The following is an 18,209-nucleotide window of genomic DNA, read 5'->3' on the forward strand; positions in this document are numbered from 1 at the left end:
TAATAGAAATGTTGAAGGGTTTTCTTCGTTTATAACCGTTCTAGTTTGTCGAACCATTAAAAGCACAGGATACATTGATTAAATTCATTAAGGGGCGTACATTAGTTTTCTCCAACCTTTAAAGAGTTAAGAAAAGTTAAAGTTTTATTATTTCTGGATAGCCTTAAATCCTTAGTGTTAAATGCGCCATATGTTTCTAAACCATTAAGGAGTCAAGAAAAGTTAAGGGTTTGTTGCCGCAGATGGCACTGATTTGCGCAGTAGCACTTCCATCATCCGTTTTACATCTTCTATCATGACGGACCTGGCCTAAGTATGCAAAAAACGGCGCTCCAAATCATCAAAAAATATGGAATGCAACTTACACTCAATATGTGACCAAAAGCCTGAACTAAAACATTTAGGTTAATCTTAATGATTTTGGTCACATTTAAAACTGATTTAGTGCTAAATATGTTAATATCATAAGGTTTGCCGCAATATTTGGTTATCTTTGTTGTTAACAATATATAAACACGAATAATGAGTTTTTTTGCAGATAAAAGAAGGGAAGTAATGGTGCATATTGAAAAGTATATGCTGGAGATGATGGATACCTATCTTAAACCAATCGATACTAACTGGCAACCGTCTGATTTCCTCCCTGATTCTACTAGTGATTCATTTTATCAAGATATCAGGATATTAAGGGATAATGCAAAAGACCTTTCTTATGATCTTGTAGCGGTATTAATTGGTGATACAATCACAGAAGAAGCTTTACCTACTTACGAATCGTGGTTAGCCATGGTACAAGGCCCAAGTATGAAAGAAGATGGTGGCTGGATGAAGTGGAACAGGCACTGGACTGCAGAAGAAAACCGTCACGGTGATCTGTTAAATAAATATTTATACCTGTCTGGTCGTGTAGATATGCGCCAAATGGAAATTTCTACACAATATCTGATTGCTGATGGTTTTGATATCGGTACCGGGCATGATCCTTACCGTAACTTTATCTATACTTCTTTTCAGGAGATGGCAACCAATATTTCACACAGGAGAGTGGCTTCGTTAGCTAAAAAGGATGGTGATACATTATTATCAAAAATGTGCGGTGTAATTGCATCAGATGAAGCGAGACATGCAAAAGCATATAAAGATTTCATGAACCGTATTTTCGAGGTTGATCCTAATGAAGCAATGCTGGCTTTTGAAGATATGATGCGCCAAAAAATTGTAATGCCTGCACATTTTTTACGTGAAGTAGGTTTAAAGATTGGCCAAACCTTTGGTCACTTTACTGATGCTGCACAACGTTTAGGCGTTTATACCGCGGTTGATTATGTTGAAATTATGCAGCAGTTAATTGTTGACTGGAAAATTGAAGGTATGCGTGATTTAAATGAGGCTGGTGAAAAAGCCCGCGATTACATTATGGCTTTACCGTCGCGTTTATTACGTGTTGCAGAGCGTATGAAAAACCCAACCATCGATTATAAATTTAGCTGGATTGCTGGATAATAGCAATTGAAAGATATATGGAAGCCCCGATTTTACATCGGGGCTTTTTTGTAGGCTGTACTCTATCATATTGAAGTTTAATCTGATCATTAAATCAATATAAGTGACGTTTGCAATCCCTTTTAGATTTTGGAAATGAATGTCAGTATTCTATGGGATGGAACAGTCCCGCTATTCGTTCCAGCCGATGAAGAATCGGCATCCACTACTATCAGGTTTATAATGAAAGGTTTGCGTTAGTAATGTAACTCCACGCCATCCTTATGATTGATTTATTTAATAAAAAATCTGACCTTGTTTCGCAAAGTTGAACCCATTTTTTAAAATTTGCTTTTGAGTATTCAGATTCCAAAGCAATGGATTAGTGTGGTTGAAATGGATCAGGAAGATTTTATTTTTAATGTTACGATCTTCTTTGCTGAACAATTCTTCGGTTTCGGTTACCAATGGATGTGGCACTTCGGTGATTGGCCTGTTGCCGAGTTCGGTATTGCTATAAAAGGTAGCATCTATCATGGCAATATCTACCTTTTTCACTTCATCAATAATATTTTTATTCCACTTGCTCCATTTATCAATGTCAGGGATAAAGAGGTACTTTTTTGCAGGTGTTTCTATTTTGAAACCAGCTGTTTCCGAAAACTCGTCGCGATGTGGTACCATAAAGGCCGTTATTTTATTGCTGGTTATCTCGATAGATTGGTCGGCAGTTAAAGTTACAAGCTTAATATTATTGAGTTTGACCAATTGGCTCCATGGACCATTTTGTTCGAGAAAAGACTTTAATTTAGGAAGTACATAAACCTTTAAAGCATTTGTAGACATTACTTCCCGTCCAAATTCCATCAGTCCGGTGTAATGACCGATGTGTGCATGGGTAATAAATATGCCTTCTGGCAGGTAAGGATAAACTTTGTTTGTTTTTTCTCTAAAATCCTGAAGCTGTGCTTTAATATCTGGAGTAGCTTCAAACAGCCACCATTTTTTGGTTAAGGGATCAACTAAAGCAAGTGAAACGACATTTCTTCTCAATTTTTCGTCTTTCCAAGCCATTTTACAACAGTTTTTCTGACAACCCATATGTGGATAGCCACCATCTTGTGCAACGCCTAAAACCATCATAAAAGAAGACCCTGGCATTTTCTGTGCCCAGGTTTGGCCGGAAAAGCAGATGATGAAAAGTAATAATATGTTTCTCATTTACATGTTTCTTCTATATTGTCCACCTACCTCATAAAGTGCCTTACTGATCTGGCCTAATGAACAGATTTTACATACCTCCATCAGTTGGTCAAAAATATTATCTCCTGCAATGGCCGATTTTTGAAGTTGTTTTAAAACATCAGCTGAACGATCTGCATTACGATCCTGAAATTTTTGTAAGGCCGAAATCTGGTACTGCTTTTCATCTTCTGTGGCACGGATTACTTCACCAGGAACAATAGTAGGTGAACCATTTTTATTTAAAAAGGTATTTACACCCACAATAGGATATTCGCCGGTGTGTTTCAAGGTTTCGTAATACAAACTTTCCTCCTGTATTTTTCCACGCTGGTACATGGTTTCCATGGCGCCTAAAACGCCGCCACGATCGTTGATGCGTTTAAATTCGGCAAGTACAGCATCTTCTACCAAATCGGTTAACTCTTCGATAATAAAAGCACCTTGTAATGGATTTTCGTTCTTGGCAAGGCCTAATTCTCTGTTAATGATTAACTGAATAGCCATCGCTCTTCTTACCGACTCTTCGGTTGGCGTAGTAATGGCTTCATCGTAAGCATTGGTGTGTAATGAGTTGCAATTATCATATATCGCATATAAAGCCTGTAAAGTAGTACGGATATCGTTAAAATCGATTTCCTGGGCATGTAAAGAACGACCAGAAGTTTGAATATGGTATTTAAGCTTCTGTGAGCGATCATTTCCCTTGTATTTGTTCTTGATGGCCTTGGCCCAGATTCTTCTGGCTACGCGGCCAATAACGGCATATTCTGGGTCGATTCCATTAGAGAAGAAGAAAGATAGGTTAGGAGCAAAATCATCGATATGCATGCCTCTGCTTAAATAATACTCTACGAAGGTAAAACCATTACTTAGGGTAAAAGCAAGCTGAGAAATGGGATTGGCACCTGCTTCGGCAATGTGATAACCTGAAATGGACACGGAATAAAAATTCCTGACCTTTTCATCAATGAAATATTTCTGGATATCGCCCATCATCCTTAGGGCAAATTCGGTAGAAAAAATACAGGTATTCTGCGCCTGATCTTCTTTTAAGATATCAGCCTGAACAGTTCCCCTAACCGAGCTGATGGCTTTAGCCCTGATTTGCGCATAAACTTCGGCGGGTAAAACCTGATCTCCCGTTACGCCTAAAAGCATTAAACCTAAGCCATTATTTCCTTCTGGTAAAGCACCATTGTATGAAGGTTTTTCAATTTTTTTTGCCTTGTAAATGGAATCGATTTTGGCCTTAACCTCTTCGGTTAAATCATTTTCGATGATGTATTTTTCACATTGCTGATCGATTGCCGCATTCATGAAAAAGCCCAGTAACATTGGAGCTGGGCCGTTAATCGTCATGGATACAGAGGTTGACGGCGCACAAAGATCAAAACCGGAATAGAGTTTTTTGGCATCATCCAAAGTGGCAATACTCACACCCGAGTTGCCAATTTTGCCATAAATATCAGGTCGAACATGTGGATCTTCGCCATAAAGGGTAACGGAATCAAATGCGGTAGATAAGCGGTGTGCAGGCTGTCCTAGAGACACATAATGAAAACGTTTATTGGTCCTTTCAGGGCCACCTTCTCCTGCAAACATTCTTGTCGGATCTTCGCCTTCTCTTTTTAGCGGAAATACACCTGCAGCATAAGGGAATTCGCCGGGCAGGTTTTCGGTTAATAACCACCTTAAAATATCGCCCCAATCTTCGTATCTCGGTAAAGAAACTTTCGGAATGTTCAGTTTGGAAAGAGATTCGTAAAATAAGGGTTGCTTAATTTCTTTATCACGGACTTTATAAATGAAAAATTCTTCTTTATAGGCCCTTTTGGTATCTGGCCACTGGCGGAGTAAACGTCTGCATTCGCCATCTAATTGTTCTTCGAAGAAAGTATAAGTTGCATTTAGGCTTTTTGACACCCCGTCCTGCGGAGACCCTCCGTCATGCCGGAGCAGTCTCTCTGAAAGAGGGGAATTAGTATCGTTTAATAAATCGATTACACCTTTGAGCTGATACATTTTACGGGCAATGGTTGTCTGTTTATCTACCCATTCGCTATACATTTGGCTTGCTTCGGCAATTTCTGCCAAATAGCGGATACGATCGGGCGGAATAATATAGATTTTTTCGGACTGGTCGGAAGTTAATTCCATTTTGGCCTTAAAGTCAGTTCCTGTTTTTAATTTAATCTGCTCCATTAAGGCCACGAACAGGTTATTCATGCCCGGATCATTAAATTGAGAAGCCATGGTACCATAAACGGGGATTTCATCATCCTTGGCATCGAAAATATTGTGGTTGCGTTTGTATTGTTTGCGCACATCACGTAAAGCATCCAAAGCACCTCTTTTATCAAATTTATTGATGGCCACCAAATCGGCAAAATCTAACATATCGATTTTTTCGAGCTGTGTAGCGGCACCAAATTCTGGCGTCATTACATAGAGTGAAACATCGCAATGCTCGGTAATTTCGGTATCCGATTGGCCAATACCTGAAGTTTCTACAATGATTAAATCGTAACCGGCGGCTTTGCAGATATCGATACTTTCCTGTACATTTTTCGATAGGGCAAGGTTTGCCTGTCGAGTGGCTAAAGAACGCATGTAAACCCTGGGATTGTTAATGGCATTCATGCGAATACGGTCGCCTAATAAAGCACCTCCTGTTTTCCTTTTGGAAGGATCAACAGAGATAATCGCTAAGGTTTTATCTTTCACTTCTACCAAAAAACGGCGTACCAGTTCATCTACCAGCGATGATTTTCCGGCCCCGCCGGTTCCGGTAATCCCTAAAATGGGGGCAGTGTTATTTTTTGAGAGTTTCTTTAATTCATCTACAAATTTCTGGGCACCTTCGGGATCATTTTCCGCAACGGTAATGGCTCCTGCAATGGCTTTAATATCTTTGGTCGGAATGGTTTCCAACTCGTTGGTGATATGGGATTTGGTAACGAAATCCGTTTGGATCAGCATATCATTGATCATGCCCTGCAAGCCCATTTTACGGCCATCATCAGGTGAATAGATTTTAGAAATTCCGTAAGCCTGGAGTTCTTCAATTTCTGAAGGTAAGATTACACCGCCGCCTCCTGCAAATATCTTAATATGGCCTGAGCCTCTTTCTTGCAAAAGATCGTACATGTATTTAAAATATTCGATATGTCCGCCCTGGTAAGAAGTCATGGCGATACCCTGAACATCTTCCTGAATGGCACAGTTTACCACTTCATCAACAGATCGATTATGGCCAAGATGAATGACTTCTGCTCCTGAAGATTGAAGGATACGGCGCATGATGTTGATGGTGGCGTCGTGTCCGTCGAAAAGAGAAGCAGCGGTTACAAAACGGATTTTATTTTTAGGCTTATAGATTTCTACTTGTTGCATACTATGGGATTTAAAGGATCGGTTTTGCACTGGTAATCAATCCTTGTTTTCCAAATATATTTGGTATGCAAATGTACTAAAATATGCAGCTTAACGCATGAATACCCTATACCGTTATGGCTTTTGGTTCAGTTATAAATCCTGTCCGAACTGGAGTAAATAACCATTATTATCGTAAATGGCAAATTCCCTGGTTCGATTGATGGTTATTTATAATGATTAATTTTTGCTCCTTGTCCAAGGCGATCGTCATGCTGTCCCGAATCTTCGGGATCAGCATCTTTCCTACAAAACAGGCCCTGAAATGCATTCGATAGCTATAGGGTGCAACGAAGTCGAGAACCACGTAAGCGCTCAGCAAAGCTAAATCTGTCAAGATAGATCTCTCCATTCCGCTACGCTTCATCCGATAGCTAACGGATCGGGATGACGGTGCGTTTAATCCAGTGATAACCACGAAAAGTCGTCATTGCGAGGAGGCTTTTTCAGCCGAAGAAGCAATCTTACATCGATCGCTACCTGGCGAATGCATTAAGATTGCTTCGTACCTCGCAATGACGGTGCTTTTTTGAGGTTTGCCAAGATAGATCTCTCCGCTTCGGTTGAGGTGACGATTTCAGTAAAAACAAAAAAACTATGCTGGTGGGCATAGTTTTTTAAATTTATTTGTTTGTAATCTCTGTGATCGGTTCTCCGACTGTTCCGCTTGGTGTTTGGATATGGAGCAGTGCGGCCAGTGTTGGTGCAATATCGGTCATGTAGTGCATTTTGTTTGTTGCGCCAGGTTTAATTCCCCAGCCCATAAAAACCAATGGGATGTGCGAATCATAAGGATTCCAGTTACCGTGGGTAGTACCTGTGCTGCCGCCGTTAAACCAGTTTGGCTGTAAAACATAATAGATATCGCCACTTCTACGGGCATTGTAACCATTGGTGATCATCTTTTTCTGAATTTCCTGAAGGGTAGACTGTGATATTTTAGCAATATCAACTGCGTTTTGGAAACCATCTAGCCTTTTTAAAAATTCTACAGATGCTGATTTAATCACATCAAAACTGATATCACTTTTATCAGTTTTAGCATGATCAAAAATGATCTGGTTGTTTTGTGATTTTAAAACCACGTTATTCACCTTAAATTTATCATTTAGGTAAGTGTTTAATTTATTTGCAATATCTCGGTCGCTCACTACGCCTGAGGGCAATTTATTTTCCTGCATAAAGCCGGGTACATGTGCAGCACCATGATCAGCGGTTAAAAATACAGTGTAATTGCCTTTACCCACTTTTTTATCCAGGTAGTTGAAAAACTCTTCGAAATCTTTATCTAAACGTAAATAGGTATCTTCTGCTTCTACTGAATTCGGACCATAAGCATGACCAACATAATCGGTAGATGAGCAGCTAACTGCTAAGAAATCGGTAATGTTATCCTGACCTAAATCTTCAGAAAGGATGGCTAATTTAGCAAGATCCAAAGTGATGGTATTGCCATAAGGTGTACTTCTGATGGCGTCGAAATTTTTATCAACGTTTTGGGTCAATTGGTGTGGAAATGTACTCTGTTTGCCTTCGTAAGCCTTCTCATCTGCTGTGCTGTTTACGTAGGTATTGATAGGGTATAAAGTTTCCCAGTTTTTAGCGTAAAACTTGTTTGCCAGTTTCAGTTTATTGTAATCGGCAATCCAGGTTGGCACTTCTTTCATATAATAAGTGCTGGTAATCCAGTTTCCGGTACTGCCCTGATACCAATATGCCGCATTTGCAGCATGACCAGCAGGAAGAATCGAACCTCTATCTTTTAATGAAATCCCAATTACTTTCCCTCTAAAATTTGTGGCTAACCTTAGTTCATCGGTAATGGTGGTGGTTAACATATTTTTTGGCGACATGTTTCCTTCAGAAGATGGCGTACTGCCAACAGTTGATACGGAAGAATCTTCTGTACAGTAAACATTTTTTTTGGTTTCAGGGTCGTACCAGTCATTACCGATAATACCATGCACAGCAGGAACGGAACCTGTGTAAATGCAGGTATGGCCACAAGCCGTATAAGTAGGGGTATAAGGAATAAATGTATTTTCTACAGAGAAACCTTCATTAATCAATCTTTTGAAACCACCATTGGTATAGCGGTTGTAATAACGGTATAAATAATCCCAACGCATTTGATCAACAACTAAGCCAACCACCAGTTTAGGACGGGCAACTTCTGCAGGAAATGCTTTAGGTTGAGCGCTTGTGGGTTTTTTAGTCTGAGCGGAAGAGAGAGAGATTGATAAAATAGAAATGGAAAAGATTAAATGGGAAATTTTCTTCATTATGTTTTAGTTAAAGGGCTAAAGTAATCAATTTAGGTAAAGCTACTTTGAAGTTTATGTAAAGATTTTATATCGCTTCGGCCACTACAAACGTGCTTCCGCCGATAAAAACCAAATCTTTAACATTGGCTGCTTGTATGGCGTTTTCTTTTGCTTCGGCAACTGATGCATAGCTACTTCCGTTTAATTGATAAATTGCTGCCTGTTCTTTTAATGAATTGGCCGGTAAACCACGTTCTAAATCTGGTTTACAAAAATAATAGGTGGCATTTTTAGGCATTAATGATAAAACTTTGGAAATATCCTTGTCATTTACCATTCCAAAAACAATGTGCAGGTTTTGGTAGGACGTTTGTTCAATATTTTTGATTACTTCGGTAATTCCGGCTTCATTATGACCGGTATCGCAGATCACCAAAGGGTTTTTACTCAAAGTTTGCCAACGCCCCTGTAAACCAGTTTGTTTTTTAACCTGACTGATCCCTTTGTAAATGCTTTCCTGCTCGGTTTTAATAGCTGTTTTTTCGTTTAGCACCGCTAAGGTTTCTAAAACGGTTAAAATGTTTTTGTGCTGATAAACACCGGTAAGGTCGCTTTGAAGATCTTTGTATTTAATTTTACCGTCCTGATAAACCGATAAGGAAAGTTTATTATTCCTGATTTTAAAATCCCGGGCAGTTAATACTGCATCGGCAAAAACAATAGGAGCATTTTCCGCTTGAGCTTTTTTAATAAAAACCGGTGCAGATTCTTGCTGTGTTTCGCCTATAACCACGGGGATATTTTTTTTAATGATGCCGGCTTTCTCACTTGCAATTTCGGGAAGTGTATTGCCCAGCATATTCATATGATCGAGGCTGATGTTGGTGATGACTGAAATTTGTGGCGTAATGATATTAGTCGAATCTAACCTTCCACCTAAACCCACCTCAATTACGGCTACATCTACCTTGTGTTTGGCAAAATGATCGAATGCCAGGGCAACGGTTACTTCGAAGAATGAAGGCTCTGTATTTTCGATGAGTTTTTGTTGCTCTTTTACAAAAGAAACCACTTCGGTTTTGCTGATCATTTTTCCGTTGATGCGGATGCGTTCGCGGAAATCTTTTAAATGCGGTGAAGTATATAAACCTGTTTTATATCCCTGAGCCTGTAATACCGAAGCCAGCATGTGCGATGTTGATCCTTTGCCATTTGTACCTGCTACATGGATACTTTTAAATTTATCCTGCGGATTATCCAGGGCTTCGCAAAGAATGATGGTATTGGTTAAATCTTTTTTGAAAGCAGATGCGCCAACGCGGGTAAACATTGGGAGTTTACTGTATAAAAAATCAAGCGTTTTTTGGTAGTTCATAATATCAGTCAAATATAAGTTGACTTGAGTTATTATGGAACGAAATGAGAAGATTTCTTCAGAAGTTTTAATCGGGTTGTACGTTCGGAAACTTCTGAAGTTTTTAATTGACTTTGATGGTTTGTGAGGACACAGACCATGGAGATGATGCGCTGAATGTGCAGTCAGATGTTACCATCTGATTGGTAAACAGGTTATATTGGTAATAATTGTTTGTCGAAAATTTTGATATCATTGCTAGATAGGAGATAAGTCCTCTGTCAGATAGTAAGTAATATCTGACAGCACAAATAGACTTTGATGGTCTGTGAGAACACAGACCATGGATATTTTTACTTTACTTTAAAGTTGAACATCACAATGCCGGTTTGTACATCCGGAGCAGATTCCAGTTTGTTTAAGCTAGCGCCTAATACAGCCTGTTCACATTTTCTCCATAGTGCTAAATCCGATAGGGTGGTGCCTTTTGCACCTGCACGGGCCTGAACAACCTTACCGTTCTTATCTACACGGATCTGAACGGCAATTTTACCTGCACTTTGTCCATCATCCTGGATTCTTGGGATATCAATAAATTTTCTGCTGGCCAGTGATAGCTGAACATTGCCATTTCCAGAGCCACCTTCGCCGTAATTAGAAGCTAAAGGATCACCATCTTTATCGCCCTGGTTTCCAGGCGTGTTTCCTGTTCCATCACCTTGCCCCTGGCCGGTATTCTTTTTACCCTTATAAAGCGCATTCTGATTGATTACGGGTTTGGCAGGTTTATCTTCCGTAACCGGGGTTGGTGCTGCCTTAGTCGGTTTTGTGGGTTTGGTATTTACGGCAATGGCATCTTCAGTATTTTGTGTCTGCACTTCCTTATCGCTGCTCTCTGTAGATGTGGTTGGGGTAACTTTTTCTTCAGGTGTTACTTTTTCGGGCGGTTTACCGTTCGCGTTTGGATCTGCAGATGGTTCTTCAATGCTGGTATAATCATCACCCATCCCTTCGGCAGAAGTTCCATAATTAACCACCATACCGCCCATACCCACTTCCTCTGGTGGCTGGAAAGAACCAATCACAATAAAAAAGCTGATCAACAATAAAAAGCCCATAATACCACTTGCTATAGCAATGGCTTTTGGGTAATTATTTTCCTCGTTAGGTACGTTTTGTGCTTTGTAGTTCATTATTTTTTAGGCTCAACGGCTACAACAAGTTTCAATTTTAATTTGTTGGCAATATCATTTACCACAAATCCATCCTGATAAGTAACGTTCCGCGATACATATAAAAGAATGGTCATATCTGGTGCCAGTTTTTGGTATGATGCCAATGTTGGTTCTAATTCCTCAATGCTAACCGGTTTTTTTTCAACGAAATATTTAAGGTTTTCGTCTATCGTAACCGTAACGGCTTTTTTTGCTGTTGATTGTTGTCCGCTTGATGATTGTGGCAACAACAGTTTTACTACCGTAGGATTTACCACAGCAGAGGCCAATAAGAAAAACAGCATCAGGAAGAACATAATATCGTTCAACGCTGAAGTGTGTACTTCTACCGATCCTTTTGTTCTTTTGCGTAAATTCATTATTTGCCCGGTTCTTCTAGTAAATCAATAAAATCAATTGCATCGGTTTCCATTTTAAGGATGATTTTCTCCACCATGATGTTTAAAATGTGATACAGTACGTAAGCAATAATACCAATAATCAGTCCGGTTGCAGAGGTGATCATTTTAGTATATAAACCGCCAGAAATGGTACCGATTTCGATCGCACCTTTAATAGATACCTGGTGGAAGATGGTAATTACCCCCACAATCGTTCCTACGAAACCAAGCATCGGTGCAATACCGGCTACTATACCCAATATGCTGATGTTCTTCTCTAATTTAGAAACTTCCAGTTTACCCACGTTTTCGATCGCACCCTCAATATCTTTAATCGGGCGACCGATACGTTTTAAACCTTTTTGTAACATACGAGAAAGTGGTGAGTTATTATTTCTTAAAAGCGACATGGCACCATCTAAATTTCCAGACTGAATGTAGGATCTGATCTGTCCCATAAGGTTTGCTTCATCCTTGGTGGCTTTTTTTATAGTTAAATAGCGTTCAACAAAAATAAACAAGGCTAAAAAAGCAAGAAAAGCCAATGGGACCATTACCCAGCCGCCCTTAAAAAGAAGGTCGATAAAACGTAATTGTGGCTGTGGTTGGGTTACCGCTTGGTTAACCGCATTTGCGGTGTCTTGTAATGCTTGTGTGGTGTCCTGAATTAATAAAGTTATCATTATGGTTGTGTGTTGTGTTTTTGTTGTACGAAATATCCTTTTCCTTTAAGTTTTTTCTCTAAAATATCTTTTTGTTCTTTAGCTTCTTTTTCAGTAGTAAAACTCGCTATGCTCACCTTTTTTAAACGGCCGGGTACGGTTGCTATTTCAGCTTTTAAACCTATTTTCTCCATTTGTTTGATAAATACAAGCGCTTTTTTCTCTGATTGAAATGATGCTGCAATAACATAAAACGTAGAAGGACCGGTGTTTGGTACAATTTTATCTTCTTTTGGTTTTTCAACCGGTGGAGCAACTACTGGTTTCTCTACAGTTTTAATCACTGCTTTTTTTACCGTATCTGCTTTTTTCTGAACCTGATTGGCTTTTAAAATGCTATCAGTTTTGGCGATAGAATCTTGTTTTATTTTTGCCGAATCGATGGCTACTCTTGGAGAATCGATAACTGCTGGTGTTGCTTTTGCAGGAGTACTTTGGCCTGTAAATAAGTCTGGCTTAACCAAATAGGTAATGGCGGCAATAATCACCAGAATTAAAATGATGATGGTTACCTTTAACCAGGCAGACATGCCCTGTGGTGGTTCCTGATCGTGTATAATCGGGTCGTGACCAAAACGGTTCGGATGTTCGGCATGTTGCTCCTTAATAAATGCAGGGGCTTCTATTACAGGTTCTTCTGCTTTAACTTCGTCTTCTAAGTGGACATAAGTTTTTGGTTCATCAGTTTCCGGTCTTAATGAAAAACGGCTTGAATATTCTTGTTGTGGCGTAACCGTTTTAGGAATTGTTGTTTCAACAGGTGCTTCAGCAATATTTTCTACTTCGGCTTCTGGTGTATGGCCAAAGCGGTCAGGGTTTTCTTCATGCTGTTCCACTATCGATTGAGGAACCTCAACCACATTGGTTTCTTCAACCGCATTAATTACTACAGGTTCTGTTTTATCCTCTTGATGCGCATTTTCATCAGTTTGAGTAGTTTCAACAGCCTGATGCTCGGCTTCAATATTTTCTACTTCCGATTCTGGCGTGTGGCCAAAACGGTTTGGATGTTCTTCATGCTGTTCCCTGATAAATTCAGGTGCTTCGGTAACTTCCTCTGCAGGGCTTTCTGAATGTTGTAAAGTATGTTTAAGATCATCTTTAACCTCATCCAGTTCTACATTTTCGATTACCGGGTGATGATAAGATTTATTCTCAAATGGGGAAGTTGTAACTGGTGCCTCGGCAATTTCGTCGAATACTTCTTCCTCTTCTTTTGGTAAATCAGTTTTTAGTTCTTCAGTTGAGGTTTCTGGCAAGGAAGGTAAGCCATAAAATTCAGAACCATAGTTCATGTTTTTAACCGGTTCAAAACTTAATCCCTGTTCGGTAAAAAATAAACGACCTGTATTTTCTAATTCAATCTCATGGTCTATTTCCAGTTTCTGGTTTACTTCCTCGGCAAACTGTGTGATGTAATAATTGGCGCTTTCGGTAGAGATATTCCGCTTCGCAGCAATAAAATCTGCCAGGGCCTGCTCTTCGGTTAACCCGCTTGAAAACTGGAGGGTATATCCCGGAGGTAAAAAAGTCTGTTTTTCCTTATCGTATCTTCCCGGGTATTTCTTTTTATAAAAGGTGCCCAAGCCGGTAATACCAACTTCTTTGCGTTGCTGCAAGAGTTCTAAAAGGTATGATAAGATATCCATTCGGGTAAAATTAAGCGTTTAAAATTAAAAATTATATTCTACCTTCAAATAGTGTCTGCGGGTGTATTTATACATCCTACTCCAAAAAGGGGACAAAACGAATACAGTTCCGTTATTTCAACCACGAAAATTCACCAGTTGATTAACCAATACCTGCATCCCTGCAAAGATAACGGTTACAAAGATAGGAATGGTATGCTAGTAAGCAAATGGCTAAATCGATATAATGCCGGAATGGTAAGTTTTGGTGCCGAAATTTTGTTTAAAAAAAGTAGGGCGATCTAAGTCGCCCTACTGAAAAGTGTTTGTAGCGGTTAACATTGATTGGTTGTAAAATATAAAAGTTAAATGATGGCTTTTATAAATTATGGTGTATATGTGGTGTTTTTACCACCATATAAATTGCTTGATATGCTCGATAAATAAGTGTGCACATCACTATTTGGTAAATTGTAATACAAGTAAATTCCATAACCATTGTTAACGGTCTGTGTGGCTAAAGATGCTGCTGTAGACGAGCTTGTTGCTTGTATATCAACTGCTGCAGGACCAAGGTTTGCTTTGGCTAACCCTGGTACATTTGGTACCGAATAACTTCCATAAATGGCATTCCAGCTATAATTTACTTTTGAGCCAACAGTAACACCATTGTAAGATAACCTTGAAGCAGCAGGACCATAAAAGTAGAAAGAAATGATTTTATTTGGCAGTAGTTGCCTTAACGCTGTCACGAGATATACAAATGAACTGGAATTTGGTTGTCCGGTACCATTATTACCATATTCTGCGTATTCATCATCGAAATCGATACCATCTAAGCCGTAAGTATTAACCGCATTGGCCAGCTGCTGTGCAAAAGCCTGCGCTGAAGCCTGTGAAGTGAAATTACAAAAGCCAGCGCCCTGGTGATTACCCAAAATAGAGAGTAAAACCTTAATGCCTTTATCCTGTAGTGGTTTGATATAAGTTGTTTTATTGGTTAAAACGTTAGAAACATTGGTGTTGAAAAATAGTTCGGCTTTTTGGGTTGAGGTATTGTAATTGATATTGGCAGCAAAAATAATCGCAATATCAAACAGTTGTTGCCCTGAAGAAAGTTTGTATTTTCCAACATTCCTGATATCGGCATTGTTTACTTCTACATAACATACCCCTTTTGGACCGGTTACACCGATTGCAGAGGCAGATGCTGTCGATTCTTTTTTAGAAGGACCGGTTAAGGAATCTTCCTGAGTAATGTCTTTTTTCTTGCACCCGCTGATAGAAACGGTTAAAAAGAGTGCCAGTGCCATTGTGGTGTTTAACAATTTGGTAGTTGTCATAATCTTGATTTTAAATTGGTTAGAAATTGATATTGCTCATACAACCGCTACAAACGGATTTAATATAAACAGGTATTGGTATTTTACTGCTTTTTATGCATAAACAAGGTAAGAACCGTTAACGGCAGAACGCTGGAAACGACAGGTTTTCTCATAGGTTTAAATTTTGGTTAGAAATAAGCTTATTAATTATATAAATTCGTTAGTAATATCAATTAAAAAGGAGAATGATATATGTCTATTTTTTCACCGTATATATTTATAACTGTACAATAAATTACAAAAGTTGCAGGATTCCCGCAATATATGGTGGCAGTTGGGTTTTCTCTTGATCCTATTACATAACCGCCTCCATTTTCCCAATGGTATGAGGTAATTGGTATGTTTGCATCTATACCAAAAGTATAAGGGATACCAGAGGTAGGTTGGGCAGGATAATTTGTGATTTTAGCACGAAACTTTGGGTATAGTATGGTTATTGCATCTCGATCCCAAATACTAAAACCACTCCATGAATTTAACGCTGTACCTCCATTAAAAACAGAAGATGCATCAGGATTGCTGCCTGTGTTTGGTGAATTTCCAATGCCCAGTGCTGGTGATTCAGATCTAACTTGCCAATTTGTATGTCTGAATCCAATACAATGGCCTATTTCGTGTACTAGATTATATTTTTTTGTGCTACTGCTGGGGATATTAACATAATTGCTATTTATAACAATTGAATGAAACGGATTCCCATTTGAAGGAAGACCGGCAGCTGCAATTGTACCAGTACCCATGTTTAGATTAAATGTAGGGTCTTCAGTTCCTAATCTTATTGTTATATCAGCCGTTGGGGTGGTCACTAGTGAGAGCTCTAAATTTGTATACAAATTATTATACTCGGTAATGGCTTGCGAAACTTCATTACGCCAATCGAGCCGACCCCCATCTGTGGGTACGCTATCATCAATTCTAATGGTAATGTTTTTTTGCTTTGTTCTGTCTACTAATGAATTGTTGTTTTGGTAGGCCTGTCTTGGTGTTGTTGAAAGTAATGATATTTTAGTTAATAATATATCACCTTCAACTAACATATATTTTCCCAGATCTTTCATTCCGGTAGTGTCAAAACCATTTTTTAAAACAGCAAGCTTGATGGCTTTTTCTTCTGATTGTGGTGTGTAAACCTCGGCTTCACGTTTGCAGCTGGCAAATAAAATAGTAAATAGGATGATACTGAAGAATATTCTATTAAAAATGATTGAATTTTGTTTTTTCATGTTAAGAGTTATTAGATAAGATAATTGTTAATAGTGAATAATTTATTTCGTACAGAATAAATTGTAAGATGGAGTCGACAGTCAGCTTATATTACTGATTATTGTCATTATCGGCACATCGGTTTTCGCATAGGCTTAAAATCTTGGTTAGAAACTGGTTGATATAAAAAAGGTAGGATAACTTGCGTCATCCTACCTGGGGTATTTGTGTGTTAGAAATTCGTTTTATCCAAATCCCACCATAATCTGGTGCCTCCATTGTCTGGTCCGGATAACAATGAAACTGCTTTTTGTACTTCAGTACTATTGGTGCTATATTCGTTCTGAGAAAATGGCAATCTCCTAATCTGAACCGTAGTTGAAATAGAACCACCACTGTTATTTTTAACAACAGGCAATAATTTAGGGTATCCTGTTCTACGGAATTCGCTCCATGCTTCCTGTCCTTCCGGGAAATTTGCTATCCATTTTTGGGTGATGATACGTTCCAGCTTTTGTTCATTTCCTGCACCCTCATCCCATTTAACAGTAATTGTTGAAGGTACAGGGGCATTATTCGCAGCATTTAAAGGATCAACATAAGCCGCAGGGGTGCTTGTTGCATCTGCTAAATAAGTGGATGCACTAACTCCCCATTGTGCAAATGAAGTTTGTATACCTTGTTCGTAAAGTGCCTGTGCGGTACCATTGGTATTGCTCCAGCCCCTTAGTGCCGCTTCTGAACGTAAAAAATATACTTCAGCTGCAGTCATTAATACTGGTGCGGTTTTTAAGGTATACGATGGTGTTCCATCTTTAAAATTGAGTGTAGAATATTTTTCATACTTGAAAGCACCTACATCAGATCCGATACGGATACCTTTATATTCTCCGTTAGAAGCCGCATCAGTTGATTTATCCATGTATTTTCCAATACGGGGATCGTTAAAGCCACTCATATACGTTTGGATAGATGCACCTATACAGATATTTGCCCAGGTTTGCGAAATAAAAACCAAGGGATTACTGAAGTTTCCATTGGGTACGCTTACTTTTACAATTTGGTTATTATCGGTAATTACTCCTCCGTTAGCAGGATCCAAAGCTTTTTCACCTTGTAGTTTTGCTAAAGCCGGATCTACTTTTGCAGTCCTTATGGCCAGCCTTAACCGTAGTGAATTTGCAAAGCGTAACCAGTTTTCGAATTCTGTACCTTTATTTGAGCCATAAACCAAATCCATTTTAGAAAAATCAAAGGGCAAAGATTTACCACTGGCAATAAAGGCTTTTAGTGCGGCGGTAGCAGCATCTAAATCTGCGAAAAAGCTATTGTATACCTCTTTTTGGCTATCATATGGTACCCCTGTGGCGCCATCGGTTAAAGGACCAACTTTGCTGTAGGGAATAGGCCCATAAATGTCGGTTACCCGATGCATGCCTTCTACTTTTAAAATCTGTGCAATAGCCCATACCCCAGGATATTTAGTATCAACAGCTTGTCCTTTAAGGATATCTACGTAGCGCATAATGTCTAAATAACCAACTTTAAAAGGTTCTGTATTCCAACCTGATACCAAAGCATAATTTAGGTTATTGTTACCGCTTGCAAAATTGATCTGACTCATAAAATAGCCCGAATAACAATCGGAGTTTAAATTTTGTTGCAATTGATACGAATTGGGGTCGCCACCACCAGAGAAATTGTAAACCCCCATTTGTATATGTTTAAATGTGGTTTCCATATTAATGTCTACAGCTAAATTGCTGGTATTGTATTCTTCAAAGTTCTTCTTGCAGGAAGTAGCAAAAAGAATAAGCGTACCTGATAAGATATATTTGGATATGAAATTAATACGTTTCATGATTATTATTTTTATTAT

Annotated in this window: 12 protein-coding genes; 1 reads left to right on the forward strand and 11 read right to left on the reverse strand. The window is 38.9% G+C overall.

The window, feature by feature from the left end:
- Positions 1–522 precede the first annotated feature (522 nt).
- Positions 523–1,503, forward strand: coding sequence for an acyl-ACP desaturase (locus R2R28_RS00005; protein ID WP_316823649.1), 981 nt, complete (start codon positions 523–525; stop codon positions 1,501–1,503).
- 276 nt (positions 1,504–1,779) lie between these two features.
- Here R2R28_RS00005 and R2R28_RS00010 read toward each other — a convergent pair whose 3' ends face one another.
- From R2R28_RS00010 to R2R28_RS00060, 11 genes are all read right to left on the reverse strand, one after another.
- A complete protein-coding gene (locus tag R2R28_RS00010; RefSeq protein WP_316823650.1) occupies positions 1,780–2,703 on the reverse strand; it encodes an MBL fold metallo-hydrolase in 924 nt (307 codons plus the stop codon).
- Positions 2,704–6,120, reverse strand: a complete 3,417-nt coding sequence (locus tag R2R28_RS00015; protein WP_316823651.1) for a methylmalonyl-CoA mutase family protein — start codon at positions 6,118–6,120, stop codon at positions 2,704–2,706. It lies immediately after the preceding gene.
- Positions 6,121–6,782: 662 nt separating this feature from the next.
- Positions 6,783–8,441, reverse strand: coding sequence for an alkaline phosphatase PafA (gene pafA / locus R2R28_RS00020; RefSeq protein WP_316823652.1), 1,659 nt, complete (start codon positions 8,439–8,441; stop codon positions 6,783–6,785).
- Positions 8,442–8,508: 67 nt separating this feature from the next.
- Positions 8,509–9,798, reverse strand: coding sequence for a folylpolyglutamate synthase/dihydrofolate synthase family protein (locus R2R28_RS00025; protein WP_316823653.1), 1,290 nt, complete (start codon positions 9,796–9,798; stop codon positions 8,509–8,511).
- Positions 9,799–10,130: 332 nt separating this feature from the next.
- Positions 10,131–10,970, reverse strand: coding sequence for an energy transducer TonB (locus R2R28_RS00030; RefSeq protein WP_316823654.1), 840 nt, complete (start codon positions 10,968–10,970; stop codon positions 10,131–10,133).
- Positions 10,970–11,371, reverse strand: coding sequence for an ExbD/TolR family protein (locus tag R2R28_RS00035; protein ID WP_025144642.1), 402 nt, complete (start codon positions 11,369–11,371; stop codon positions 10,970–10,972). Before R2R28_RS00035 ends, R2R28_RS00030 begins: the two co-directional genes overlap by 1 nt.
- Positions 11,371–12,075, reverse strand: coding sequence for a MotA/TolQ/ExbB proton channel family protein (locus R2R28_RS00040; RefSeq protein ID WP_316823655.1), 705 nt, complete (start codon positions 12,073–12,075; stop codon positions 11,371–11,373). The genes R2R28_RS00035 and R2R28_RS00040 overlap by 1 nt, the downstream gene beginning before the upstream one ends.
- Complete coding sequence (locus R2R28_RS00045; protein WP_316823656.1) at positions 12,075–13,763, reverse strand: SPOR domain-containing protein; 1,689 nt, start codon at positions 13,761–13,763, stop codon at positions 12,075–12,077. Before R2R28_RS00045 ends, R2R28_RS00040 begins: the two co-directional genes overlap by 1 nt.
- A 365-nt stretch (positions 13,764–14,128) precedes the next feature.
- Entirely contained in the window at positions 14,129–15,085 is a 957-nt protein-coding gene (locus R2R28_RS00050; protein WP_316823657.1) for an endo-beta-N-acetylglucosaminidase H, read from the reverse strand.
- A 215-nt stretch (positions 15,086–15,300) separates the two neighbouring features.
- Positions 15,301–16,350 (reverse strand): M57 family metalloprotease, encoded by a 1,050-nt coding sequence (locus R2R28_RS00055; protein ID WP_316823658.1) that lies wholly within the window; start codon positions 16,348–16,350, stop codon positions 15,301–15,303.
- Between the two features lie 212 nt (positions 16,351–16,562).
- A complete protein-coding gene (locus R2R28_RS00060) occupies positions 16,563–18,191 on the reverse strand; it encodes a RagB/SusD family nutrient uptake outer membrane protein (protein WP_316823659.1) in 1,629 nt (542 codons plus the stop codon).
- Between the last annotated feature and the right edge of the window lie 18 nt (positions 18,192–18,209).

Source organism: Pedobacter miscanthi (assembly GCF_032678605.1).
GTDB lineage: Bacteria > Bacteroidota > Bacteroidia > Sphingobacteriales > Sphingobacteriaceae > Pedobacter > Pedobacter miscanthi_A.